The sequence below is a fragment of the Streptomyces sp. NPDC085932 genome, from assembly GCF_044540525.1.
GTDB classification, from domain to species: domain Bacteria; phylum Actinomycetota; class Actinomycetes; order Streptomycetales; family Streptomycetaceae; genus Streptomyces; species Streptomyces levis.
In genome coordinates, this window is the sequence record NZ_JBITSJ010000007.1 from 113494 (window position 1) to 138463 (window position 24970).

Genomic DNA, 24970 nt, shown 5'->3' on the forward strand with positions numbered 1-24970 from the left:
GGTGGACCCCCTGCCGGAGTTCACTCCGCCGTCTGCCCCGCCCACGCCGCCAGGCTGCTGTGGACGTGGTCGATATGGGCCCGTACGCCCTCCTGCCGGTCGGCGTGCTCGCGCAGCAGCCGTGCCGTCTCGCGCTCGACCGCTTCCGCCCGGGCCCGGGCCCCGTCCAGCAGTTCCGCGGCCCGCGCGTGCGCCTCGTCCGCCAGACCGAGGGCCTCGCGCTCCGCGTCGGCGAAGGCCCGCTCCGCCTCGGACAGCGCTTCCTCGGCCCGGGCCAGCTCCGCCGCGAGCCGGGCCTCCAGGGCGGCGGCCCGACCACTGTCCTCCCGCTCGGCCGCCTCCCACCGCTCGGCGCGTTCCTTCTCCTGCTCGGCCGGCATCCCGGAAGTGCGCTGGCGCATCTCCCGCAGCGCGGCCAGCGCCTCACCCCGCTGCTCCCCCGCCTCGCGCCCGGCCTCGCCCAGGATCTCGCCGGCCTCGGCACGCGCCGCGAGCAGCCGCCGGCGGGCGCGTTCGTCGGCGTCGGCGCGTACGGCATCGGCGTGCGCCCGCGCCGACTCGCGCACACCGGCCGCCGACGCCCGCGCCTCTTCCGCCTGTTGACGCGCCTCCCGGACCGCCCCCTCCCGGACGGCCGCGGCCTCCTGCTCACCGAGCTCGTACAGCCGCCGGGCCCGCTCCCCCAGCGCCTCGTAGGTCTGCGGGCCCCGCCGCGCCACGGTCTCCCGCAGCCGCCCCAGTTCCTCGTCCACCTGCCGGGCGAGCACGGTCAGCCGGGCGGCCCGCTCCCAGGCCGCGTCGCGGTCCGCAAAGAGATCCGCGACGCACGCGTCGACCTGCTCGGGACGGTAACCGCGCCCCCGCACGACCGGAAAGCCGTGCGAGGACACCGATGCGCTGCTCACCCTGGGCCCCTCTCCACCACACCGACGCGACGTGAGAAATGGGATGATGTCGCGCACATCTTGGTGGATCAGACGGAAGTGTTCATAACGCGACACTCCGCACCGGGGTCACCGCTCCCCGCCGGGCCGTACGGTCCGTCAGGCCCACGTGGTGCCGGCGGGCTCCTGGATGGTCGTGTTGATGCGGTTGAACAGGTTCGTCACCGCGATCGTGAGGATGAGCCCGGAGAGCTCCTTCTCGTCGAAGTGGTCCGCCACCTCGTCCCACAGGGCGTCCGGCACGGACTCCCCCGAGAGGTCCGCCAGCCGTGTCATCGCCTCCGCCAGCCGCAGCGCGGCGCGTTCGGCGTCCGAGAAGAACGGCGCGTGCCGCCAGGCGGCGACGGCCGCGATGCGCTCCTCGCTCACGCCGGCCTTGCGCAGGTTCTCGGTGTGCCCGTGCACGCAGGCACCGCAGCCGTTGATCTGGCTGGCGCGCAGCCCGACGAACTCCGCCAGGTCCTGCGGCAGACCACCCTCCCCGATCGCCTGGAAAAGGGTGCCGATGCCCTTCATCGCGCCGGGAAGGACGAACGCCGGGTTCTTCATCCGTGCCTGCATGTCTCTGCCTCCTGTGTCGGCGGTGCGTCGCTGTCACTGCACTGACGGAGCGGAGGAGGAAGGTGTGACCGCCCGGCGGAGAAAATCTTCGTACCGGCACGAAAAGAGCCGGGCCCGGTCGCGTGAACGACCGGGCCCGGCTCCGCACGGCACGTCGGCCGCGACACGTCACGGCGTCACAGCAGCCCGTCCCACATCTGCTCCAGCAGTACCGACCACCAGCTCTCCGGCGAACCCAGCGCCGCCGGGTCCAGCGCGGCCAGCTGCGCCTGGAAGTCGACGGTCCAGCGGCCCGCCTGCTCCTGGTTCAGCCCGAACCTGAGCCGCCACATCCGGCCGAGCAGCGCCAGGCAGCGCGCGAACTCCGGCAGCCCGGTGTTCACGAACTGCGGCGGTACGGGCGCCCCGCCCGGCCCCGCCTCCACCGGCACGGCGACGATGTTCGCCGTGCCGTACTGGACGCAGATCGCCTTGCCGAAGTCGCTGCCCATCACCAGGTACGAACCCGCGTCCGAGGCCGGCTGCACGCCGCGCTCGGCCGCCAGCTCCGCCAGCGTCGGAACGGGCCGGCCCGGCTGCGCCTGCGCCCAGAAGAACGGGCCCATGTCCAACGGCAGCCCGGCCGCGACCAGCGTGTGCGCCACCACCGGCGGCACGCCCTGCCGGGACACGGCCGCCTGCTCGAACCGGAACACCCCCGGCCCGAACGCCGCCGCCAGTTCCTGTGCGATGCCCTCCGGCGGGATCGGCGGCACCGCCTGCACCGGCGGCAGCGGGGCGCGCACCGGGGCCGGACGCGCCGGGCCGTCCGCCACCTGGTGCAACTCGCCCTGATGGGCCAGCAGTTGCTGCATGCCCTGCTGCCGGCTGGCGTGATCCGTGCCGTACGGCGCGATGGACGTGATCCGCGCCTGCGGCCACTGCTCCCGGATCATCCGCGCGCAGTACGCACCCGGCAGCTCGCACGACTCCAGCTCGGTGTGCAGCTCCAGCACCTGGTCCGGCGGCACGTTCATGGCGCGCAGCTCGTGGAAGATCTGCCACTCCGGGTGCGGCGTGCCCGGCGCCGAACGCCGGATCAGCTGCTGCTCGGAACCGTCCTGCGCGCGGTAGCGCAGCACGGCCTGGTAGCCGGGACCGACCGTGGGCTGCCCGGTGGGCTGCTGCGGATAGCCGTACGCCGGCGGCTGCCCGGGGACCGGCTGACCGGGCGGCGGCACGGCGCCGGGCGGCATCGCACCCGGCATGCCGCCGTGCGGCACCGGCGGCACGCCAGGGGCGCCCGGGACGCCTGGCGCGGCGGGAGGTGCGCCGGGGGCCTGCGGCGGCGGGGGCACGCCGGGGCCGCCCGCGGGGGGCGCGGCCAGCATGGTCTCCGCGTGATGCACGGGCCCCGGCCCACCGGGCACACCCGGGGCACCCGGAGGCTGCGGCACACCGGGCGGCCCGGGCGGAGCGGGCGCACCGGGCGCCTGCGAGGCACCGGGCGCCTGCGGCACACCGGGCGTGCCCGGGGCTCCCGGAACGCCGGGCGCGCCGGGAGGCCCCGGCGGCTGCGGAGGCTGAGGACCGCCCGGACCCATCCGACCGGGATCGGCGAGCATCGTGGCGGCATGGTGAACCCCGCCGGGCGGCGTACCGCCGGGGGCACCGGGGGCACCGGGCGGATTGGGAGCACCGGGAGGCTGCGGCGCACCCGGGCCGCCCGGGGCTCCGGGGATGCCCTGGCCGCCATGGCTGCCGGGGCTGCCGGGGCCACCGGCGGCAGGGGTTCCAGGGCCTCCCGGGCCCTCGGGTCCGAGTGCCGACACCATCTGGGTGGGCACGTAACCGCCCGCCGGCGTACCCGGCGCCCCGGGCCCCGACGGCGCAGGAGTGTCGCCCGGCCGCGCACCCGGCGTCCCGGGGGCACCCGGCGGAGGCGGCGTGGCCGGGCCCGTGCTCCGGCTGCGTCCCGGCGGCGGGGTCGCCTTGCTGGTCGCGGCGTCGGCGATGTCCCCGGCGTTCTGTGCGCTCCCCGGCCCGGCCGGCGGCTGCGGCACACCGGGACCGGCGGAGGCGCCGGGTCCCTGCGGGTACCCGTACGGCCGGCCGCCCTGCGTGGGCGGGAGCGTGCCGCCCTGCGGCACACCGGCCGGCGGCGTACCCGGCCCGCCGGGCGTCGCAGCCCCCGGCGGATGGCCGTACCCCGGCCCGGGGGGCGTCGCGTTCGGGTCGTCGATCGCCGGCGACAGTGCCGTCGGCGGAAGCTGGCTGCCGCCCGACATCAGGGCGGTCTTCGCGTCGGGCGTCGTCGACGGCGGGGTGTCCCCGTCGCTCTCGCTCAGCGGCGGCGCGAACACCGTCGCGGGCAGCGGCACGGAACGGTCGTCCCCGGCATCGCCGTTGGTGTCCGTCCCGGCCCAGGGCGTCGCCCCGGCGGGCGCCCCCGGCGCACCCGGCGCCTCGGGAACCCCGGAAGCGTCCGACGCGGCGCCCGCGTCGCTCCCCCTGGCGGCCGGCCACGACGCACCACTGCCCGGCGCCACGGGCGCACCCTCACCACCCACGGAAGCCGCGGAACCCGGAGAACCCGGAGAACCCGAAGCATCCGGAGAAGCCGAGGCACCCGAAGAAGCCGGAGAACCCGGAGCGTTCGCAGAGCCACCCGGCCCGCCGGACGCCGGCTCCCGCCGGTCCGGGATCCCCAGCTTGTCCGCCGCGTCCTGCAACCACTCCGGCGGAGTCAGCAGGAACGACGTCTGGTTCAGATCCACCCGCGCGGGCGCCGCCGGCGCCGGCTCGTCCACCGCGTCCGGACGGCCGTACTCCTCCTCGTACCGGCGGATCACCTCACCCACCGGCAGCCCGGGCCACAGCGTGGCCTCGCCGCTGTCCCGCGCGATCACCAGCCGCTGCGCGCCGCCGTCCGAACGCGGCCCGTCCGCCCGGTCCTCGGCCCACACCACGAACCCGAGGTCGAACTCCCGCACCCGCACCTCACGATGCTGGTACGACGGCAGGTCCCCGTTGATCCACTCTTCCGCGCGCTCCTGCGCCTGTGCGAAGGTCACCATCGCCGACTCACTCCCCCACGGCCGACGACGACACCGCGTCCACCGGCACCACACGCGCGAACCCACCGTCCACCATCAGGTTCGCCACCGTCTCCAACTCCGGCGGATTGCCGGCCAGCCGCGACAGGAAGACGTCGAAGTCGTCCCCGCACGGCAGCAGCAGCCGCTCCACCCGCTCCGCCGGCGGCAGCGAGGGGTCCACGTCCCGCGCGTCGTCGTACGCGCAGAACCACACCGAACCGATCCGCTCGCCCTTCACCTTCACGGCCAGCAACCCGCCCTGGACGAAGGAGATCCCCAGGTAGTCCTTGGTCAGATGGTCACGCAGACACTTGTTGACGTACACCAGGTCGTTGACCGCCGCCTCGTCGCGCACCGTGAAGAACGGCTGGTCGATCAGCAGCCCCAGCTCCGCGTCGAGCGCGGCACCCACCGGCGCGCAACCGCCCGCCGCCTTCAGGAACGACCGGTACGCACCCGGCAGCCGGTAGCCGAGGTCCTCCTCGACGCCCTGCACCTGCGACTCCGTCACCGCCACACCCGACTTCGGCAGCCCGAAGTGCGCCGGACGCGTCTCCTGCAACGGCCGCGTCCCCCGCTTGGCGTGGTCGACGCCCGAGGTCGCCACCCCGCCGTGGTGCCGCAGCAGCGCCTTCACCTCCACCGGGACCAGTTCGAGCCGCCGCGAGCCCACCACGTGATGCCACGTCCAGCCGTGCGGCGTCGCCACCGCCGGCACCGTGTCCCACAGCTCGTGCCCGGACGCCGCCAGCGCCGTGTTCGCCGACACGTAGTCCGTCAGCCGCAACTCGTCGACGCCGAAACCCTCCGGCGGCTCCGCGATCTCCGCCGCCGCACGCGCGTAGGGCGAGAAGTCGGGGTAACCGCGCTCGTCCACCCGTACCCCTCTCGGGTGACGGGCCGCCCGGACCGGGTCCGGGAAATGCACGACCTGCCCGGCGTAGGCCGCGTTCGGCGGCGCGGCTTGCTGCCCGAGCCGACCTGTCGTCATGGCGGTTGCCCCCTGCGGCACTCTGTACGACCCGTATTGACCACCTTTGGCGCACTACGGCCCGTATCGACTGTCACGTCTTCTGTCTCGACCACGGTGCGCCTCGGCACACCATCACCGCGCGCGCCCACCTCACGGATCACCCTCCGGTTCACTGCATCGATCTCCGAACGGATCACCGCATCGCCCGCGGTGCCGACAGCCTATGCGGTACGACGGCACCGGTCACCGGCACCGGTCCGCACCCCCTCCGCTTCCGTGACCAGGCGTCACCCCACCGTGACGGCACGCCCCGGTACGGGCGTGTCGCCCCGCCCCAGCTTCCGCACGAGCCACGGCATTTGGCAGTCTGTGACCTCCCGGGGGATGCACGGAGGGGAAGACGATCATGAACGCGACACAGACGGGACCACACACCGGCCGGTCCGCCGACCCACGAAACGGCGTCCCCCGCGACGCCGACCTGCGCACCGGCGACCCCCGCAACGGCGGCGACCCCCGCATCGGCTGGAGCGCCACCGAAGCCGCCCACGCCCCCGTCCTCCTCCACCGCCGCGACGGCATCCTCCCCACCGTCGCCGCCGCCCTCTCCGTCCGCGGCGCCACCCTCACCGGCACCGCCGCCCGCGGCGACACACCCCCCGCCCTGCACCCCCTCGTCCAGGACTTCCTCGACACCCTCACCAGCGCCCAGCGCGACCGCTTCACCGGCCGCTGCGCCGAGACCATCCTCATCTCCCGCCACATCGCCGCCGCCGACGCCGCACGCAGCAAACGCGCCGCACGCAAACCCATGACCAACGGCGAGGCACGCAAAGCCCTCAAGCAGGCCAAACTCACCGCCCGGCGGATCCGCGAGGACGGCGACCCCCTCCACGGCAGCTTCGCCACCCCCTGCCGCGCCTGCACCGCGCTCAGCGCCCACTTCGGCGTCCGCATAGTCGACCCGGCCACCCGGAACTGACGCCACCACCCCCACACCCGCACGACCGGCACTCCGGCGCGCCCACCCCCGCACGCCACCCATGACCTCGACGAGACGAAGGGCAGATGCACACCGACCGCACCTCCACCACCCGCTTCGCCGTACCCGTCGACGCCGCCCTGCGCGCCGCCGGCTGGCAACCCGGACGCTGGGACATCAAGCAAGCCGAGATCTGGGCCGACGCCCTGCGCGACCACGTCTCCCCCGCCGGCCACCGCCACACCGTCTTCCCCGCCGCCGTCGAGGCCTGGGCCGAATTCGGCGGACTCCACATCGCCCCCACCGGCCCCGGCCGCCAGGTCGCCCCCGCCGCCCTCCACCTCGACCCGCTGCACGGCCTCCACATGGCCCGCACCCTCGGCGACCTCGGCCGCGCCCTCGGCACCGAGGTCTGCCCCCTCGGCACCGAAACCGACACCCAGGGCCTCCTCGCCATCGACACCGACGGCCGCGTCTACACCCTCGACCACACCGGCGACTGGTACCTCGGCGCCGACATCGACCAGGCCCTGACCACCCTCATCGCCGGCACCGCCCCCGCCCGCCTCACCACCGGCTGACCCGGGCCGCGCCCCAGCGACGGGCTACGACGCCGGAATCACCGCCGACACCCGGAAACCCCCCGCGTCCGTCGGCCCCGACACGAACACCCCGCCCAGCGCCGACACCCGCTCCTTCATCCCCACCAGACCGTTCCCCCCGGACGGCAACCGCGCCGACGACGCCGCCTCCTCCCCCGGCGGCTCGTTCTCCACCTGCATCGCGATCTCCGACACCCGATGCGCCAGCCGCACGTACGTCTTCGCCCCCGCCGCGTGCTTGTGGACGTTCGTCAACGCCTCCTGCACCACCCGGTACGCCGTCTGCTCCACCTCCGGCGCATACGACCGGACATCCCCCTCCACCGACAGATCCACCACCATCCCCGCGGCGGCCGACTGCCCCACCAGCTCCTCGATCTCCGCCAGACTCGGCCCCTCGTCGTCGGCCACCCGCGAAGCCGCAGCGGCGGCCGCCGCCCCCACCGCCGCCAGCGGCATCGACGCGACCGGCACACGCCGCTCGTTCGCACCGCTGCGCAGCACCCCGAGCATCTCCCGCAACTCGGTCAGCGCCTGCCGCCCCATGTCCCCCACCAGCGCGGCGTTCCTCACCGCCTTCTCGGGATCCTTCCGCGCGACCGCCTGCAACGCCGCCGCGTGCACCACCATCAGACTCACCCGGTGCGCCACCACGTCGTGCATCTCCCGGGCGATCCGCGTCCGCTCCTCGTTCCGGGCCCACTCGGCCCGCTCCTCCGCCCGCTCGGCCAGCAGCTGAAGCTCCCGCTCCAGACTGTCCGCCCGCTCCCGCAGACTCTCCATCAGCCGCCGCCGTGCCCCCACGTACAGCCCCAGCAGCACCGGAGGCGCCGTGAAGCCCAGCGACATCGTGATCGCCGCGAACGGCACGAACCAGTCGCCCAGGTCCAGGTCCCCCCGGACCATGTCCTGGCGCGTCTTCACGAACGTCACGATGAGCGTCCCCACCAGCGACATCCCCGCCAGCGAGGCGATGATCCGCCGCGGCAGCTCGGCCGCGGCGAGCGTGTACAGGCCGACGATGCCCAGCAGGAAACCCATCTGGGCCGGCGTGATGGCGATCGAGACCAGCACGACGGCGATCGGCCAACGGCGCCGCACCACCAGCACGGCGCCGGCGAGCACACCGAACACCACCCCCGCCGCGACCGGGACCCCCGCGTCCCTCGCGAACGGAATCCCTTCCAGCCCGCACTCCAGCGCGGACACCACACCCAAGCTCACATCGAACACGGCACTGCGCCGCCTGGCCCACCACCACGGCCCTCCCCGGGCCGTCACATGGTCTTCCCCCGTCGCGGTCATGCCTCCAGCCTACGGGCGCCCCCGGCCGGTTTTCCGGCGAGTTTCCCGTACTGGCCCACACCACACAGCGTGACCGTTCGGCTGCGAATCCACCCGATATCCCTCGAACTGCTGAACCACACACCGTTCGACCCCGGAGCCAACCATTCCGCCCGGACGGTATGCGTATGACACATGCCACCGGCACATCCACCGACTTCGAGGACCTACGCGAACGGGCGGTGGCGCTGCGCCGCGCAGGCCTGAGCCGACGCCAGATCCGCGACCGGCTGCACGTCGACAACAACGACATCCTCAACCGCCTCCTGGAGGGCGAGCCCCCGCCGGCTTGGACGAAACGCCCGAACGCCAAGGACGACCTGCGCGAGAGGGCGAGGGAGCTACGGCTCCAGGGCTGGACGTACGACCGGATCCAGGTCGAACTCGGCTGCTCGAAGAGCTCGATCTCGCTGTGGGTCCGGGACCTCCCGAAGCCCGAGCGCAAGCGGACCCCCGAGGAGGCGTCGGCGATCGCAAGACGCGGCTGGGAGGCCACGCTGCGCCTGCGCGACGAGGAACGGCAGCGCACCAAGGAGACGGCGAGGCAGGCGGTCGGCGCGCTGTCACCGCGCGAGCTGTTTCTCCTGGGCGTCGGCCTCTACTGGGCAGAGGGCGGCAAGGACAAGCCGTACGACCGCCGGGAGAACGTCTGCTTCGTCAACAGCGACCCCGGGATGATCCGGGTCTTCCTCGCCTGGCTCGACCTCCTCGGGGTGGAACGGGAGCGCGTCAGGTTCGCGGTGATGATCCACGAGAGCGCTGACGTCCCGAGCGCAGAGCAGTACTGGGCGGACCTCGTCGAAGCGGACCGCTCCGCTTTCAACAAGACGACATTGAAGAGGCACAACCCCAAGACGGTCCGCAAGAACACCGGCAACGCGTACCGGGGTTGCCTCGTGATCAAGGTGAGGAAGAGCGCCGACCTGTACCGTCGCATCGAAGGCTCTTGGTACGGCATAGTGTTGGGAGCCACCCAGCCGATTGGCAAAATGTCCGATTAGCCGGGCTCATGATCCCCTGTGGTGTAATTGGCAACACGGGTCACTTTGGATGATTTGTTCCAGGTTCGAGTCCTGGCAGGGGAGCACACGCTCGGTTCGGGTCCTGACTGGCAAGCCCCAGTCAGGACCCGCACTCATGTCACCCACAAAACCCCCCGGTATCCTGCGGATGTCACCCCCACCCCATCCACAGCCGAAGGGCATCCCGTGAGCGCCAACCGCCCGGCAGCCGTCGTCGTTCTCGCAGCGGGTGAGGGCACCCGTATGAAGTCGGCCACACCCAAGGTCCTGCACGAGCTCTGCGGACGCAGTCTCGTCGGGCACGTGCTCGCCGCCGCGGGCGAGCTGGACCCCGAGCACCTGGTCGTCGTGGTCGGCCACGCGCGCGAGAAGGTCAGCGCGCACCTCGGCGAGATCGCCCCCGACGTCCGTACCGCCGTGCAGGCCGAACAGAACGGCACCGGGCACGCCGTGCGGATGGGCCTGGAGGAGCTCGGCGGATCCGTCGACGGCACCGTCGTGGTCGTGTGCGGGGACACGCCCCTGCTGACCGGCGCCACCCTGCGGGCCCTCGCCGAGACGCACGCGGCGGACGGCAACGCGGTCACCGTGCTGACCGCCGAGGTGCCGGACGCGACGGGCTACGGCCGGATCGTGCGGGACGAGGCCACCGGCGCCGTCACCGCGATCGTCGAGCACAAGGACGCCACCGACGCCCAGCGGTCGATCCGTGAGATCAACTCGGGTGTGTTCGCGTTCGACGGCCAGCTGCTGGCGGACGCGCTGAAGAAGGTGCGGACGGACAACAGCCAGGGCGAGGAGTACCTGACCGACGTGCTCGGGATCCTGCGGGAGGCCGGGCACCGGGTGGGGGCCTCGGTGGCCGGGGATCACCGGGAGATCGCCGGGATCAACAACCGGGTGCAGTTGTCGGAGGCCCGCCGGATCCTGAACGACCGGCTGCTGGAGACGGCGATGCTCGCCGGTGTGACCGTCATCGATCCGGCGACGACCTGGGTCGACGTCACGGTGACGTTCGAGCAGGACGCCGTCGTCCACCCGGGCACGCAGCTGCACGGCGCGACGCATCTGGCGGAAGGCGCGGAGGTCGGTCCGAACGCGCGCCTGAAGGACACCCGCGTCGGTGCCGGCGCGCGCGTGGACAACACGGTGGCCGACGGCGCCGAGGTGGGCGCGGGGGCGACGGTGGGGCCGTACGCGTATCTGCGTCCGGGGACGCGTCTGGGTGCGAAGGGCAAGATCGGTACGTACGTGGAGACGAAGAACGCCTCCATCGGTGAGGGGACGAAGGTGCCTCACCTGTCGTACGTGGGCGACGCGACGATCGGTGAGTACACGAACATCGGCGCTGCGAGCGTGTTCGTGAACTACGACGGCCAGGAGAAGCACCACACGACGGTCGGGTCGCATTGCCGGACGGGTTCGGACAACATGTTTGTGGCGCCTGTCACGGTCGGGGACGGTGCGTACACCGCCGCCGGGTCCGTGATCACGAAGGATGTGCCGCCCGGTTCGCTGGCCGTGGCCCGTGGTCAGCAGCGGAATATCGAGGGTTGGGTGGCTCGTAAGCGTCCGGGGAGCGCTGCCGCGAAGGCGGCGGAGGCGGCGTCCCGGGAGTCGTCCGGCGAGGGCTGACCGGAAACCGCTGCCTCAAACACGGCGTACGGTGATAAGTGCACACCCGCACCCCCACCAGCTGAGACGGCCTCCGGCAAGCCGGCTGCGAGGTCTCTCGACACCCAGCTGCGACACCTCTGAGGAGACAGTGCTGTGACCGGGATCAAGACGACCGGCGAGAAGAAGATGATGTTCTTCTCCGGCCGCGCCCACCCCGAGCTTGCGGAGGAGGTCGCCCAACAGCTGGGTGTCGGGGTCGTCCCGACGAAGGCCTTCGACTTCGCCAACGGTGAGATCTATGTGCGTTATCAGGAGTCGGCGCGGGGTGCCGACTGCTTCCTGATCCAGAGCCACACGGCTCCGATCAACAAGTGGATCATGGAGCAGTTGATCATGATCGACGCGCTGAAGCGTGCGTCGGCCCGCTCCATCACGGTCATCGTGCCGTTCTACGGTTACGCGCGGCAGGACAAGAAGCACCGTGGGCGTGAACCGATCTCGGCGCGTCTGATCGCGGACATGATGAAGACGGCGGGTGCGGACCGGATCCTGACCGTGGATCTGCACACGGACCAGATCCAGGGCTTCTTCGACGGGCCGGTGGACCACCTGTTCGCGCTGCCGCTGCTGGCGGACTACGTGGGCCGGAAGGTGGACCGGGAGAAGCTGACGGTCGTGTCGCCGGACGCGGGCCGGGTGCGGGTCGCGGACCGCTGGTGCGACCGGCTGGGCGCGCCGCTGGCGATCGTGCACAAGCGGCGGGACAAGGACGTCGCGAACCAGGTCACCGTCCACGAGGTCGTGGGTGAGGTGAAGGGTCGCGTGTGCGTCCTGGTGGACGACATGATCGACACGGGTGGGACGATCTGTGCCGCGGCGGACGCGCTGTTCGCGCACGGTGCGGAGGACGTGATCGTGACGGCGACGCACGGTGTGCTGTCGGGTCCGGCGGCGGACCGGTTGAAGAACTCGCGGGTGAGTGAGTTCGTGTTCACGAACACGCTGCCGACGCCGTCGGAGCTGAGCCGGGATCTGGACAAGATCTCGGTGCTGTCGATCGCGCCGACGATCGCGAGTGCGGTGCGTGAGGTGTTCGAGGACGGTTCGGTGACGAGCCTGTTCGACGAGCAGTAGAGGGCGCGGCAGAGAGCGCTCCGGAGATCGTTTTGGGTGCGGCCTCCCGGTCCGAGTAGACTGCTGCAGTTGCTCGGCGAGGGAGGCCGTTCCCGTGTTCTCGGGATGCGGCGGTCCGTTATCGACGCGCTCTTCGTAGCAGGCCGTTCGTGGCCGGGTGACCACGTCCGTTTCTGACTTCGAGGAGTGAGTGCTATGTCCGAGGTGAAGATCTCCGCCGCCACGCGCACCGAGTTCGGCAAGGGTGCCGCGCGCCGTATCCGTCGTGAGGACAAGGTTCCGGGTGTCCTGTACGGGCACGGTTCGGACCCGATCCACCTGACGCTGCCGGGTCACGACCTGCTGCTGGCGCTGCGTACGCCGAACGTCCTGATCGCGCTGGACATCGACGGCAAGACCAACGAGCTGGCGATCCCGAAGTCCGTGCAGCGTGACCCGCTGAAGGGCTTCCTGGAGCACGTGGACCTGCAGCTGGTCCAGCGTGGCGAGAAGGTCACGGTCGAGATCCCGGTGCAGACCGAGGGTGAGCTGGCTCCGGGCGGCAACCTGCTGGAGCACGTGCTGAACGCGCTGCCGGTCGAGGCCGAGGCGACGCACATCCCCGAGTCGGTGACGGTGTCGGTGGAGGGTCTGGAGGCCGGTGCCTCGATCCTGGCCAAGGACATCACGCTGCCGAAGGGCACGACGCTGGCCGTCGAGGAGGACGCCGTCGTCCTTCAGGTGCTGGCCGCGCAGGCCGAGGAGGCCCCGGAGGGCGAGGAGTCCGCTGAGGACGAGGCCGCCGAGGCCTGATCCTCCGCGTCGTCGTTTCGTCGGCCGCTGTTCCCGTGCGGGGCAGCGGCCGACGCGTATGAAGGAGACATGGACGTGACGACCGATGCCGCCGCTCCCTGGCTGATCGTGGGGCTGGGCAATCCGGGGCCGGAGTATGCGGGCAACCGGCACAACGTGGGCTTCATGGTGGCCGATCTGCTGGCGGACCGGGTCGGGGGGAGGTTCAAGCGGGCCGGGCGGGCGCAGGCGCAGGTGGTCGAGGGCCGGATCGGGCCGCCGGGGCCGTCGAACCGGCGGGTGATCGTGGCGAAGCCGATGTCGTACATGAACCTGTCGGGCGGTCCGGTGAACGCGCTGCGGGATTTCTACAAGGTGCCGGTGGCCCATGTGGTGGCGGTGCACGACGAGTTGGACATCGACTACGGGACGCTGCGGCTGAAGCTGGGTGGCGGGGACAACGGGCACAACGGTCTGAAGTCGATGACGAAGGCGTTCGGGGCGGATTATCACCGGGTGCGGTTCGGGATCGGGCGGCCGCCGGGGCGGATGCCGGTGGCGGATTTCGTGCTGAGGGACTTCTCGTCGGCGGAGCGCAAGGAGCTGGACTACTTCGTGGACCGGGCGGCGGACGCGGTGGAGTGTCTGGTGATCGAGGGGCTGGAGCGGGCGCAAAGCACGTACAACTCCTGACTTGTCACCCGGCCGGGTTGACGGGCCGTTGAGGCATGGCCAATGATCCCGGCCATGCCTGCCCATGCCCCGCCTTCTCGTCCGGCCTCGGTCGCCGTGCTGCGGTTCGGGCGGTTCACGCTGATGGGCGCGGTCGCGGTGCTGATCCTGATCGCCGGGGTGTGGGCGTCGTGGGGTACGGCGCAGCACGTGATGCTGACGAAGGGGCGGGAGCGCGGCACGGTCGACGTGGTGCGGTGCGGTGCGGAGACGTGCTGGGGCCGGTTCGCGCCGGTGTCGGCGGGGGCGCAGCCGCGGTCGAGGGTGGTGCTGGAGCGGTCGGTCGCGGTGGAGCGGGGCCGTACGTACGCGGTGGTGCTGAAGCCGGGCGGTGCCGAGGCGGTGCGTTCGGGTCCGGCGGGTGTGCTGTACGCGTGGGTTCCGCTGGGTGGTGCGTTGTTGCTGGCGTCGGTCGTGGTGGCGGGCGGGTTGCTGCGGACGCGGGCGGCGTGGGTGCTGGCGTTGTCCGGGGTGGCGTTGCTGACGGCCGCTTTCGTGACTGTCTGAGGGGTCGGGGCGTTCTCCAGGTCTGTGGAGGGGCCCGAGTGTTGTGTGTTCGTGATTGACGTGCTGTCGGGCTGGGCTGGAAGCTGAGCCGCCCCCTCCACATCTTCCCGTCACTTCTCGAAGATGGACTACGTCCCCATGCGAAGCCTCCCCCGCCTCGGCGCCGTCTGCGCCGCCGCCTGCACCGCCTTCCTGTTCGCTCCCGCCGCGCACGCCACCCCGCCCGGTGACAACGGCACGGTCAAGATCCATGACGCCGCGACGGGCGAGGAGCTGCGCCGCAACGAGCCGCACGTGTGCACCTTCTACCTGGACGCCTTCGGTTTCGACGGCGGTCAGCGGGTCGACTGGCACATCGACGCGATCCCCCCGAGTGAGAACAAGGGGGAGACGGTGGAGTCCGGTGCTCTGACGCTGGACGGCGAGGGGCACGGCCGCAGCGAGGACCTGTCGCTGCCCGACGGGCACTACAAGCTGTTCTGGAACTTCGACGGTGAGAAGGGCGCGGCGAAGCACAAGGTGTTCTGGACGGACTGCGAGGACGAGGAGCCCGGCGGTGGGACGCCGTCCGGGTCGGCGTCGGCGTCCGCGTCGCCGTCGTCCGGGGCGTCCGAGGCTCCGTCGGGCGAGCCCGGCGAACCGGGTGAGCCGGGCGCGTCGGTGTCTCCGGGTGCGTCGGCCGGCGGGGGCGCGGGTGCGTCGTCGCCGTCCCCGCAGGGCGTCGCCGGCGGTGATCTGGCCGAGACGGGCAGCGGGGCGCCGGTGGGGCTGCTGTCGGGTGCGGCGGCGGTGCTGCTCGCGGCCGGCGGGTTCCTGGTGTTCCGTCGCCGGCAGGCCGGGCGCGGCTGACGTGTGACATGAGTGGTGCCCCCGAGCCGGTGCGGCTCGGGGGCACTGTTCGTGTGCGGGGCGGGTCAGCCGGTGTTGCGCAGGCCGGCCGCCACCCCGTTGACGGTGAGGAGCAGGGCGCGGGCGAGGAGCGGGTCGGGGGTCTCGCCGGCGGCGGCCGCGTCGCGCTGCCGCTTGAGCAGGGCGACCTGGAGGTAGGAGATGGGGTCGAGGTAGGCGTCGCGGATGGCGAAGGTCTGCTTGAGGACGGGTGCGGCGTCCAGCAGTTCGTTCTCGCCGGTGACGCGGAGGACCTCGGCGACGGTCAGTTCGTGTTCGGCCTTGATGGTGTCGAAGACGTGCTTGAGCTCGTCGGGGACGAGGGTGTCGACGTAGTGCTGGGCGATGCGCAGGTCGGTCTTGGCGAGGGTCATCTCGACGTTGGAGATGAAGTTGCGGAAGAAGTGCCACTGCTGGTGCATCTCGTCGAGGACCGTGTCGAGCCCGGCTTCGCGCAGGGCCTTGAGGCCGGAGCCGACGCCGAACCAGCCGGGGACGATCTGCCGGGACTGGGTCCAGCCGAACACCCAGGGGATGGCGCGCAGGCCGTCGAGGGAGACGCCGGAGCCGGGGCGGCGGGAGGGCCGGGAGCCCAGGTGCAGGTCGGCGAGCTGGTCCACCGGCGTCGACGCGAGGAAGTACGTCGGCAGGTCGGGGTCCTCGACCAGGCGCCGGTAGGCGGCGTGGGCGGCGTCGGAGACGACGTCCATCGCGGCGTCCCAGCGGGCGAGGGCCTCGGTGGACTGGCGGGGCGCGGTGTGCAGGGCGGAGGCCTGGAGGGTGGCGGCGACCGTGAGTTCCAGGTTCTCCCTGGCCAGGGAGGGGATGAGGTACTTGTCGGAGATGACCTCGCCCTGTTCGGTGACCTTGATCTCGCCTTCGAGGGTGCCCCAGGGCTGGGCGAGGATGGCGTCGTGGGTGGGGCCGCCGCCGCGGCCGACGGTGCCGCCGCGGCCGTGGAAGAGGCGCAGGCGGACGCCGTAGCGGTGGGCGACGTCGCGCAGGCGGCGCTGGGCGCGGTGGATCTCCCACTGGCTGGTGGTGATGCCGCCGAACTTGGAGGAGTCGGAGTAGCCGAGCATGACCTCCTGGACGTCTCCGCGCAGCGCGACCAGGCGCCGGTAGGAGGGGTCGGAGAGCATGTCCTCCAGGATGGTGTCGGCGGCCTTGAGCTCGTCGGTGGTCTCCAGCAGCGGCACGATGCCGATCTTGGCCCAGCCGGCGTGCAGGTCGATGAGGCCGGCCTCGCGGGCGAGGACGGCGGCGGCGAAGACGTCGTCGGCGCCCTGGCACATGGAGATGATGTAGGACTCGATGACCTCGGGTCCGAAGACCTCCAGGGCCTTCTTGACGGTCTGGAAGACGCCGAGGGTCTTCTCGCCGGGCGCGTCGACGGGTGCCGGGGTGGGGGCGAGGGGCCGGCGGGACCTGAGCTCCTTGGCGAGGAGCTTGGCGCGGTACTCGCGCGGCATGTCGGCGTAGCGCCAGGATTCCTCGCCGAGGCGGTCGAAGAGCTGGCCGAGGGCGTGGTGGTGGGCGTCGGCGTGTTCGCGGACGTCCATGGTGGCGAGCTGGAGGCCGAAGGCGGCGAGGGTGCGGATGGTGCGGGCGAGGCGGCCGTCGGCGAAGAGTCCGCCGCGGTGGGCGCGCAGGGAGTCCTGGATGATCCGCAGGTCGGCGAGGAGTTCGCCGGTGCCGAGGTAGTCGCGGCCCTCGACGTGGGGGGTGCCGTCGGCGAGGCGCTTCTTGGTGTTCTCCAGCTTCTGCCGGATACAGGTGGCCTTGAGCCGGTAGGGCTCCTCGGCGTTGAGGCGCTTGTAGCGGGGGCTGATCTCGGGGAGGTTCTCCAGGTCGGTCTGGAGGGAGGTCAGCAGTTCCTCGGTGGCGCCGGCGTAGCGGATGGAGTTGGAGAGGAAGCCGCGGAGCTCGTCGATGGTCTCCAGGGCGTCGTTGATGCCGTGCTCGTGCTGGAGGATGAGGACGTCCCAGGTCACCTGGGGGGTGACGTTGGGGTTGCCGTCGCGGTCGCCGCCGATCCAGGTGCCGAAGGTGAGGGGGCGGGTGTTGTCGGGGAGCTTGACGCCGGCCCGCTCCAGTTCGGCGGTGAGGTCCTCCAGGACGTCGCCGACGGCGCCGGCGTGGAGCTCGTCGAGGTAGTAGATGGCGTTGCGGGCCTCGTCGGCGGGCTCGGGGCGGACGACGCGCAGTTCGTCGGTCTGCCACACGAGGTCGATGTTCTCGGCGAGCCGGATGTCGAGGCGGCGGCGGTCGGACTCGATGACCGGGGTCTCCAGGAGCGCGGCGATGCGCCGGAGCTTGTTGAGGACCGAGCGGCGGGCGGCTTCGGTGGGGTGGGCCGTGAAGACGGGGCGGACGTTGAGGTTGCGGACCGTCTCGCGCAGGTGTTCGGGGTCGGCGTCCTTGAGGCGGTCGGCGGTGCGGGCGAGGAGGCCGCCCTCGGCGGCGCGCCGGGCGCGCAGCTCGCGGCCGCGGTGGACCTGCTCGGTGACGTTGGCCAGGTGGAAGTAGGTGGAGAAGGCGCGGACCAGCTTGGCCGCGGTGTCGAGTTCGGTGCCGCGCAGCAGCTCGGCGGCGGCCTCGCCGTCCTCTCGGGTGAGGCGGCGGACCTTCTCGACGAGGTCCAGCAGCTCGGGGCCCTCCTGCCGGACGAGGGTCTCTCCGAGGAGGTCGCCCAGGCGGCGGATGTCGGCACGCAGCTCACTGCTCGTCGTCGTGGTCTGGTCGTCGGCACTGCTCACAGGTGCGGCTCCTTGCAGTGTTGAAGCTCGTCTGGGAGGGAACCCGGACGGCGTCTCGCGCGGCGGGCGCCGCTTACGGGGCCGGACGTCCGGGAAGAAATCAGAGCGGACCGCGCTGTCCGACCGACTCAAGGATAGGTGTCGGCCGGGACGCGCAGGCTGTCGGGCTCTTGCCGCGGAGCGACGCACTGCCATACTTACGATGCCGTAGGTTACGGAACCGTAGGAAGCACTGCACGGATTCCCGTGGCCGGCCTACCCCTTCTCCATCCACATACCCCCCAGGGGACGCGTATGACCAGTAGTTCCGACGTGATCGCAGACGCCCCGCAGGCGCCCGGTCAGCCCATCGACGCCGCAGCGGCCTCCGCCACGCTGGGCGGCGAGAAGAAGCGGTCCATCGAGCAGATCGCCCTCCTCATCTTCATCATCGTCCCGTTCCTCGCGCTGCTGGCGGCCGTGCCGCTGGCGTGGGGATGGGGAGTGAGCTGGCTGGACCTCGGTCTGCTGGTCTTCTTCTACTACCTGGGGTGCCACGGCATCACGATCGGGTTCCACCGCCACTTCACACACGGGTCCTTCAAGGCGAAGCGGCCGCTGAAGATCGCACTGGCGATCGCCGGGTCGATGGCGGTGGAGGGGCCGCTGGTGCGCTGGGTGGCCGATCACCGCAAGCACCACAAGTTCTCCGACGCGGAGGGCGATCCGCACTCGCCGTGGCGGTTCGGCGAGACCCTGCCGGCCCTGATGAAGGGCCTGTGGTGGGCGCACATCGGCTGGATGTTCGACGAGGAGCAGACGCCGCAGGAGAAGTACGCCCCGGACCTGATCAAGGACAGGACGCTGCGCGCGATCTCCCGTCAGTTCGTGCTGTGGACGGTGGTGTCGCTGGCGCTGCCGCCGCTGATCGGCGGTCTGGTGACGATGTCCTGGTGGGGCGCGTTCACGGGCTTCTTCTGGGGTTCGCTCGTCCGGGTGGCCCTGCTGCACCACGTGACCTGGTCGATCAACTCGATCTGCCACGCGGTGGGCAAGCGTCCCTTCAAGTCGCGTGACCGTTCGGGCAACGTGTGGTGGCTGGCGATCCTGTCCTGCGGCGAGTCCTGGCACAACCTGCACCACGCCGACCCGACCTCGGCACGGCACGGTGTGATGCGCGGGCAGATCGACTCCTCGGCGCGGCTGATCCGCTGGTTCGAGATGGCCGGCTGGGCGTACGACGTGCGCTGGCCGTCACGCTCGCGTATCGATTCGCGGCGTACCACCGGGGAAGGCGGCTCCCGGCGCGGGAAGGAGCCCGTCGAGGCGGCATGATGGTCGCTGTGGCGACCGACTCGAGCAGCACCCCCAGCAATGACAAGCCGCGGCGAGCGCGTCGCACCCGGATGACCGGTGCCGAGCGCCGCCAGCAGCTGCTGGAGATCGGTCGCACGCTCTTCGCCGCCAAGGGGTTCGAGGGCACGTCGGTCGAGGAGATCGCGGCGAAGGCCGGGGTGTCCAAACCGGTGGTCTACGAGCACTTCGGCGGCAAGGAAGGGCTGTACGCGGTCGTCGTGGACCGCGAGATGCGCCGCCTGCTGGACATGGTGACCGGTTCTCTCACGGCCGGTCACCCGCGCGAACTGTGCGAGCAGGCGGCTTTCGCGCTGCTGGACTACATCGAGGAGTACACGGACGGCTTCCGCATCCTGGTCCGTGACTCGCCCATCCCCCAGTCGACCGGGTCGTTCGCCTCGCTGATCTCGGACATCGCCACCCAGGTGGAGGACATCCTGGGCCGGGAGTTCAAGAGCCGCGGCTTCGACCCCAAGCTGGCGCCGCTGTACGCCCAGGCCCTGGTCGGGATGGTCGCCCTGACCGGCCAGTGGTGGCTGGACGTGCGCAAGCCGAGGAAGGCCGAGGTGGCCGCGCATCTGGTGAACCTGGCGTGGCACGGCCTGGACGGCCTGGAGGCCAAGCCGCACCTGATAGGGCGCCGCAAGGCCTAGAGGGGTTCGAGGACTTCCAGCCGGTTGCCCACCGGGTCCCGCGAGGAGAACCGCTTGTGGCCCGGCAGGGCGCCAGTCCCAGGTGACCGGGGCGCAGTGGGACGCCGGCCGGGCGGCGCAGGCGTCGATCCCGGTCACCCGCAGCCCGGGGTGGGCCTTCCCGGCCGCCCGGACGTCCTCCTCGATTCCCAGGTGCAGGTACACGGAGCCCGCCCGGAACCAGCACCCGCCGCGCCGGGCGAGCCCGGCGGCTCGGGCACCTCCGTCATACCGAGGACACCGGCGTGGTACGCCCGCAGCCGCTGCTCGCCGCCGGGCGGGGCGGCGAGCTGGACAGGGTCGACGGCCGCGATCATCGGCTCTCCCTGCGCGCCACGGCGAAGATCCGGCGGAACGGGAACAGGGTGCCGTGCGGGCCGGCCGGATAGGCCTCGCGCAGGGCCTGCCGGTACTCGGCGAGGAAGTCCTCGCGAGCCTCGGGGTCGCCGGCGAGGGCGGTCAGTACGGGCCGCAGGCCGGTCCCCATCACCCAGTCGAGCACGGGGTCCTCGCCCTGGAGCAGGTGGAGGTACGTCGTCTCCCACACGTCGGCCGTGCAGCCGAGTGCCGTGAGCCGCTCGTGGTAGGCGGCGGGGCCGAGCACGGCGTCGGCGTGGCGCAGGGTGCCGGCGAGCCGGTCGCGCCGGCGCGGTGCGTCGGCGAGCACGCGCATGAGCCGATGGCTGGGGGCGTCGAAGTTGCCGGGCACCTGGAAGGCGAGGACCCCGCCGGGTTTCAGCCCGGCGACCCAGTCGGCGAACCGTTCCACGTGCCCCGGCACCCACTGCAGGGTGGCGTTGCTGACGATCAGGTCGTGCGGCTCGCCCGGCGTCCAGGTGCGGGCGTCGGCGGGGGCGAAGTCGAGGCGCCCGCCGCCGGGGGTCGGTCCCTCGTGGTCCGCGCGGGCACGGTCGAGCATCTCGGGCGCGTTGTCGTAGCCGGTGATCCGGGCGGTGGGCCAGCGGTCGGCGAGCAGCGCGGTGACGTTGCCCGGGCCGCAGCCGAGGTCGGCGATGCGGGGCGGCTCGCCGGGCAGGCCGGGGACGCGGGCGAGGAGGTCGGCGAAGGGCCGGGCCCGGTGGCCGGCGTGGCGCAGGTACTGGGCGGGGTCCCAGGTGGGGGCGGCTGGGGGCATGGGTCCTCCTGGTGTCCTGCGAGCTGACCGTACGACGGCGCGGAAGGGATGCGCACCCAGCGTGACGCTCACGGTATCTTGATGTCAAGATAATGGACGTCAAGAGACTCTACGTCGACACAACCACTACACTGATCGTCATGGAGGACGAGGTCGACCGGCTGGTCGCAGCATGGCGCCGGGAGCGCCCGGACCTCGACGTGGAACCGCTCGAGGTGCTCAGCCGTGTCAGCAGACTGGCCCGGCACCTGGACCGGGCCCGGCGCCTGGCCTTCTCGGAGCACGGCCTGGAGCCGTGGGAGTTCGACGTCCTGACGGCCCTGCGCCGCGCGGGCACGCCGTATCAGCTCTCGCCCGGACAGCTCCTCACCCAGACGCTGGTCACCTCCGGCACGATGACGAACCGCATCGACCGCCTGGCCAAGAAAGGCCTGGTGGAGCGCCTGCCCGACCCCAGCGACCGCCGGGGCGTGCTCGTCCGGCTCACGGACGAGGGCCGGGACCGCGCGGACCAGGCCCTGGCGGGTCTGCTGGACCAGGAGCGCGCGATCCTCGCGGAGCTGACCCGGGCCCAGCGCGGCGACCTGGCGGGGCTGCTACGCCAGCTGACCGCCCCGTTCGACAACATCCCCGGCTAGGTCGACGGGCCCCACTCCGGCCCGCCGGGCCAGGGCGACGGCGGCGAGGGTGGAGTGGACACCGAGCTTGCCGAGGACGTTCTGCATGTGCGTCCGCACGGTGTGCGGCGACAGGTACAGGCGCTCGGCGACGGCCTTGCGCCCCAGCCCCGCCACCATGCACCGCAGCACCTCCCGCTCACGCGGAGTGAGGGACTCCACGAGCCGCTCGCTCTCCGTGCGGTGCTTGCGGGCGGCGGTCAGCTCGCGCAGCACGCCGGTGAGCAGGGCGGGCGGCAGATGCGTCTCGTCCCGCAGCACGCCCCGGATGACGGTGAGCAGCCGGGACAGCGAGCAGTCCTTGGCGACCCACCCGGAGGCGCCGGCCTGCAGGGCGAGCGCGGCCCGCCGCGGGTCGTCCTTCTCGGCGAGCACGACGATCCGTACGTTCGGCTGCGCGGAACGCACGCCCGTGACCAGGGAGATCCCGTCCACGAGCCCGTCCTCGTTGCCCTCCTGCACGGGTACGGCCGGGCGCGCGCCCGGTACCTTGCCGCCCAGATCGGCGTCGACGAGCAGCACGTCGAACCGGCGCCCCTCGGCGACCGCGCGCTCCAGGCTGCGCAGCGCGGCGGGACCGCTGCCGGCGGCGGAGACGTCGACGTCGGGCTCGGCGGCCAGGGCCGCGGCGAGTGACTCGGCGAAGATGCGATGGTCGTCGACGACCAGGACTCGGATGCGAACCACGAAACCCCCTTACCCGAGCTCTTGAAGAGCAGGGGATACCCCATCGTCGGGAGACGACACCGCGCGGGTACGACCCCCGGAGTGTGCGTCCGCTGCGCCTGTCCGTCCGTCCTCGCCGCAGCATGACCGGGTCGCCGCAGCCGCACGGCCGCCGCCGTGCAGGAACCGCTACCCCCACTCCGGGTGTCGTACCCGGCTGTCTCGCCCCCTGAGCGGCACCGGCCCCCACCGGTGCTGTTCATCAGGGTACGGGCGGGGGCCCGGAGCGGAAGGTTATTTGCAGAACTGACTGTCCGGCGCGTTTATGGTGTGCCGCATGTTCCGTCTTGAGACAGAAGTCGACAAGGCCCGACGTGATCTGCTCCGCACACGCCTGCGGGAGGCGAACACAGCCGCCTCTCCGGTCCTGCGCGCCCTGCGCGGGACACCGGACGAACGGGACGTGCCGTTGCACGTGTGGGCTGTGAACGACACCGACGGGGACCTGGCCGGCGGCCTGGTCGGCCACACGTGGGCGACCTGGCTGCACGTGACGTACCTGTGGGTGGACGAACGCCACCGGGGCCGGGGCCTGGGCGCCCGGCTGCTCGCCCAAGCGGAACACATCGCCGCGGGCGAACGCGCCTGCCGCGCGTCCCGCCTGGAGACCTGGGACTTCCAGGCCCCGCGCTTCTACCGGAAGCAGGGGTACGAGGTGGTGTGCACGGTGCCGGACTACCCACCGGGGATCACGGAGTACACGCTGGTGAAGAGGCTGAACTGAGCAGACCTGTTGGCTGCCGTGGCCGGGCATCCCGATAGCGTGGGTTCGCAGTTACCCCCCACATCAACGGGAGCACACAGTGAACCGCCCCGCTCGGCTCGCGACAGCCGCGCTCACCGCATCCGCGGCCCTGCTGTTGACCGCTTGTGGCTCGGGGGGAGGTGACGGGGCGTCGTCCGACAAGATCGCCGGTGCGGACACGGCTGAGACGCCGTCGGCCTCTCCGTCGGGGTCCGCCACGGCGGACGGGATCGACCGGCCGGAGATCAAGCTGCCGTCGGACATGAAGCTGGTCTTCGAGGGGCGGCGGACCGGGGACGCCGCGAAGGACGCGATCCTGGCGGACAACGAACGAACCGTCAGCACGGTGTGGCAGGCCATGGCGCACGGCGACGTGAAGAAGTCGGGCATGGCCTTCTACTACACGGACGACGCGCTGGCCGGCGTGTACCAGTACGCGAAGGGCGCCATCGCGAAGAGGACCAGCTGGGCCGGCACCCTGCGCTACTACGACCGCCAGGTCACGGTGTTCGACAAGAAGTCGGCGGCGTTGACGTACTGCGTCGACGAGAGCGGCGCCGACCTCAAGGACCGCGAGACGAACAAGCTGCGGGGCACCAAGACCACGTCCGACAGCTACGTCTACTACAACCTGGGCTTGAAGAAGAACGCAGACGGCGTCTGGCAGACCTGGGACCTCACGGAGGACCGGGGGTCACAGAAGTGCCAGCCGTGACACGGAGCCTGGCGGTGGCGGCACTGGCCACGGCGCTGATCGGCGTGGGTGCGCTTCCGGCTGCCGCGGGCGGGTTCGACACCATCGGCTCCCAAGAGCGCAAGACGTCCGGTGATTCCTCCGGCCCCGCCCTGGAGTCCCGCGTCAGCATCACGGTGAAGGGCACCAAAGCCAAGGGCGGCGGCCCGGTCACCTCCACAGCCGTGAACTGGGAACCGCCCGCCTGCTGGTACGAGCCCTACTGGAAGGCCGAGGACTTCAAGACCTTCACCGAGGCCAAGTGGTCGATGTACGAGTCCGCCGGTGGCGCGCCCGAGGGCATCGCGGATGCCCAGGCGCGCTACAAGAAGGGCCATCCCTACAAGGATTTCAACGTCGACAAGAACGACGAAGGCATGTGGTGGGTGGCCGTCAAGAACCCGGAAATGAAGGACGACCCGGCAGCCAAAGCCTGCACTCGGGAACCGTTCTGGGTCGACAACGGCCAGAACCCGGACGTCCCCCAGGCCATCGACACCGAGACTCTCGCCGGGCTCGCGCATCAGCGGACCGTCGTGCCTCCGACCAGGATCTCCATGGCGCCGGACGGCAGGTCCACCGTGAACGCCCCCACCTGGATCTGGCTGGACCAGGGCGCCTTCAAACCCGTGTCCGTCACGGCGAGCCTGCCCGGCACGGGACTGTGGGCGACCACGACCGCCAGGCCGGTGAGCCTGCACCTCGACGCCGGCACGGAGGACGCGGAGACGCTTCCGGCGTCCGGCGAGTGCCGGATCAACGACGACGGCTCGATCGGAGAGCCGTACGGCAGGGGCAAGGCGGAGCGGACGCCACCGTGCGGAGTGCGGTACCTGCGGTCGTCCGGAGACGGCACCTACGCCCTTGAGGCGACTCTCACCTGGGAGATCACCTGGCAGGGCGCGGGCGGCACGGGTGGTGACCTGCCCGACGGGACGTTCGCCACGACCACCGAGGTGCCGGTCCAGGAGATCCAGTCCGTCAATCGCTGAGGCGGGCGGGGCCGGCCCCGCG

General features: G+C 71.8%; 23 protein-coding genes, 1 tRNA gene and 1 pseudogene. 16 read left to right on the plus strand and 9 right to left on the minus strand.

Annotated features, from left to right (window positions below; all coding sequences use genetic code 11):
- Positions 1-20: 20 nt before the first annotated feature.
- From ACIGAQ_RS30610 to ACIGAQ_RS30625, 4 genes are all read right to left on the minus strand, one after another.
- Positions 21-905 (minus strand): cellulose-binding protein, encoded by an 885-nt coding sequence (locus tag ACIGAQ_RS30610; protein WP_399788657.1) that lies wholly within the window; start codon positions 903-905, stop codon positions 21-23.
- Between the two features lie 138 nt (positions 906-1043).
- Complete coding sequence (locus ACIGAQ_RS30615) at positions 1044-1505, minus strand: carboxymuconolactone decarboxylase family protein (protein ID WP_311681689.1); 462 nt, start codon at positions 1503-1505, stop codon at positions 1044-1046.
- Between the two features lie 176 nt (positions 1506-1681).
- A complete protein-coding gene (locus ACIGAQ_RS30620) occupies positions 1682-4561 on the minus strand; it encodes an SUKH-4 family immunity protein (protein WP_399788661.1) in 2880 nt (959 codons plus the stop codon).
- Between the two features lie 7 nt (positions 4562-4568).
- Positions 4569-5573, minus strand: coding sequence for an SMI1/KNR4 family protein (locus ACIGAQ_RS30625; RefSeq protein ID WP_311681686.1), 1005 nt, complete (start codon positions 5571-5573; stop codon positions 4569-4571).
- A 388-nt stretch (positions 5574-5961) separates the two neighbouring features.
- On the opposite strand from ACIGAQ_RS30625, the gene ACIGAQ_RS30630 reads away from it, so the two are divergent.
- A complete protein-coding gene (locus ACIGAQ_RS30630; protein ID WP_399788664.1) occupies positions 5962-6537 on the plus strand; it encodes a YwqJ-related putative deaminase in 576 nt (191 codons plus the stop codon).
- A gap of 86 nt (positions 6538-6623) precedes the next feature.
- Positions 6624-7118, plus strand: a complete 495-nt coding sequence (locus ACIGAQ_RS30635; protein WP_362279692.1) for an SUKH-3 domain-containing protein — start codon at positions 6624-6626, stop codon at positions 7116-7118.
- Between the two features lie 24 nt (positions 7119-7142).
- On the opposite strand, the gene ACIGAQ_RS30640 is transcribed toward ACIGAQ_RS30635, so the two are convergent.
- Positions 7143-8444 carry a sensor histidine kinase gene (locus ACIGAQ_RS30640; RefSeq protein ID WP_399788668.1) on the minus strand — a complete coding sequence of 434 codons (1302 nt, stop codon included), beginning with the start codon at positions 8442-8444 and terminating at the stop codon, positions 7143-7145.
- Positions 8445-8611: 167 nt separating this feature from the next.
- Between ACIGAQ_RS30640 and ACIGAQ_RS30645 the strand changes: the two genes are divergently transcribed.
- The 8 genes from ACIGAQ_RS30645 to ACIGAQ_RS30680 all read left to right on the plus strand — a co-directional run bounded on the left by ACIGAQ_RS30645 (position 8612) and on the right by ACIGAQ_RS30680 (position 15115).
- Positions 8612-9484: a hypothetical protein gene (locus tag ACIGAQ_RS30645; protein WP_399788671.1), complete on the plus strand. Its 873-nt coding sequence runs from the start codon at positions 8612-8614 to the stop codon at positions 9482-9484.
- Positions 9485-9496: 12 nt separating this feature from the next.
- Positions 9497-9568, plus strand: a tRNA-Gln gene (locus tag ACIGAQ_RS30650).
- 123 nt (positions 9569-9691) lie between these two features.
- On the plus strand, positions 9692-11140 hold the full coding sequence (gene glmU, locus ACIGAQ_RS30655; RefSeq protein ID WP_399788674.1) for a bifunctional UDP-N-acetylglucosamine diphosphorylase/glucosamine-1-phosphate N-acetyltransferase GlmU: 1449 nt from the start codon (positions 9692-9694) through the stop codon (positions 11138-11140).
- 135 nt (positions 11141-11275) lie between these two features.
- Entirely contained in the window at positions 11276-12256 is a 981-nt protein-coding gene (locus tag ACIGAQ_RS30660) for a ribose-phosphate diphosphokinase (protein WP_311681676.1), read from the plus strand.
- 195 nt (positions 12257-12451) lie between these two features.
- Positions 12452-13048, plus strand: a complete 597-nt coding sequence (locus ACIGAQ_RS30665) for a 50S ribosomal protein L25/general stress protein Ctc (RefSeq protein ID WP_311681674.1) — start codon at positions 12452-12454, stop codon at positions 13046-13048.
- A 69-nt stretch (positions 13049-13117) separates the two neighbouring features.
- On the plus strand, positions 13118-13720 hold the full coding sequence (gene pth / locus ACIGAQ_RS30670) for an aminoacyl-tRNA hydrolase (protein WP_399788679.1): 603 nt from the start codon (positions 13118-13120) through the stop codon (positions 13718-13720).
- A gap of 42 nt (positions 13721-13762) precedes the next feature.
- The gene (locus ACIGAQ_RS30675; RefSeq protein ID WP_399788682.1) at positions 13763-14266 is read left to right on the plus strand and encodes a hypothetical protein; all 504 of its coding nucleotides are present in this window, start codon (positions 13763-13765) and stop codon (positions 14264-14266) included.
- A 138-nt stretch (positions 14267-14404) separates the two neighbouring features.
- The gene (locus ACIGAQ_RS30680) at positions 14405-15115 is read left to right on the plus strand and encodes an LPXTG cell wall anchor domain-containing protein (protein WP_399788685.1); all 711 of its coding nucleotides are present in this window, start codon (positions 14405-14407) and stop codon (positions 15113-15115) included.
- Between the two features lie 65 nt (positions 15116-15180).
- On the opposite strand, the gene ppc is transcribed toward ACIGAQ_RS30680, so the two are convergent.
- On the minus strand, positions 15181-17913 hold the full coding sequence (gene ppc / locus ACIGAQ_RS30685) for a phosphoenolpyruvate carboxylase (RefSeq protein ID WP_399788687.1): 2733 nt from the start codon (positions 17911-17913) through the stop codon (positions 15181-15183).
- 294 nt (positions 17914-18207) lie between these two features.
- On the opposite strand from ppc, the gene ACIGAQ_RS30690 reads away from it, so the two are divergent.
- Both ACIGAQ_RS30690 and ACIGAQ_RS30695 read left to right on the plus strand, forming a co-directional pair.
- Positions 18208-19227, plus strand: a complete 1020-nt coding sequence (locus ACIGAQ_RS30690; RefSeq protein WP_311681664.1) for a fatty acid desaturase — start codon at positions 18208-18210, stop codon at positions 19225-19227.
- Positions 19224-19901, plus strand: a complete 678-nt coding sequence (locus ACIGAQ_RS30695; RefSeq protein ID WP_311681662.1) for a TetR/AcrR family transcriptional regulator — start codon at positions 19224-19226, stop codon at positions 19899-19901. Before ACIGAQ_RS30690 ends, ACIGAQ_RS30695 begins: the two co-directional genes overlap by 4 nt.
- Here the strand turns inward: ACIGAQ_RS30695 and ACIGAQ_RS30700 are convergent.
- Positions 19898-20257: pseudogene (locus ACIGAQ_RS30700) on the minus strand (glyoxalase). The gene ACIGAQ_RS30695 and the pseudogene ACIGAQ_RS30700 overlap by 4 nt on opposite strands.
- The gene (locus tag ACIGAQ_RS30705; protein ID WP_399788692.1) at positions 20254-21075 is read right to left on the minus strand and encodes a trans-aconitate 2-methyltransferase; all 822 of its coding nucleotides are present in this window, start codon (positions 21073-21075) and stop codon (positions 20254-20256) included. The pseudogene ACIGAQ_RS30700 and the gene ACIGAQ_RS30705 overlap by 4 nt, the downstream one beginning before the upstream one ends.
- A gap of 140 nt (positions 21076-21215) precedes the next feature.
- On the opposite strand from ACIGAQ_RS30705, the gene tamR reads away from it, so the two are divergent.
- The gene (tamR, locus tag ACIGAQ_RS30710) at positions 21216-21713 is read left to right on the plus strand and encodes a MarR family transcriptional regulator TamR (RefSeq protein WP_309093749.1); all 498 of its coding nucleotides are present in this window, start codon (positions 21216-21218) and stop codon (positions 21711-21713) included.
- Here the strand turns inward: tamR and ACIGAQ_RS30715 are convergent.
- Positions 21672-22439, minus strand: coding sequence for a response regulator transcription factor (locus ACIGAQ_RS30715; protein WP_031117914.1), 768 nt, complete (start codon positions 22437-22439; stop codon positions 21672-21674). The genes tamR and ACIGAQ_RS30715 overlap by 42 nt on opposite strands.
- A gap of 304 nt (positions 22440-22743) precedes the next feature.
- Between ACIGAQ_RS30715 and ACIGAQ_RS30720 the strand changes: the two genes are divergently transcribed.
- From ACIGAQ_RS30720 to ACIGAQ_RS30730, 3 genes are all read left to right on the plus strand, one after another.
- Positions 22744-23202 (plus strand): GNAT family N-acetyltransferase, encoded by a 459-nt coding sequence (locus tag ACIGAQ_RS30720; protein WP_311681655.1) that lies wholly within the window; start codon positions 22744-22746, stop codon positions 23200-23202.
- A gap of 79 nt (positions 23203-23281) precedes the next feature.
- Entirely contained in the window at positions 23282-23938 is a 657-nt protein-coding gene (locus ACIGAQ_RS30725; protein ID WP_399788696.1) for a hypothetical protein, read from the plus strand.
- Entirely contained in the window at positions 23926-24948 is a 1023-nt protein-coding gene (locus ACIGAQ_RS30730; protein WP_399788699.1) for a hypothetical protein, read from the plus strand. The genes ACIGAQ_RS30725 and ACIGAQ_RS30730 overlap by 13 nt, the downstream gene beginning before the upstream one ends.
- Positions 24949-24970 lie beyond the last annotated feature (22 nt).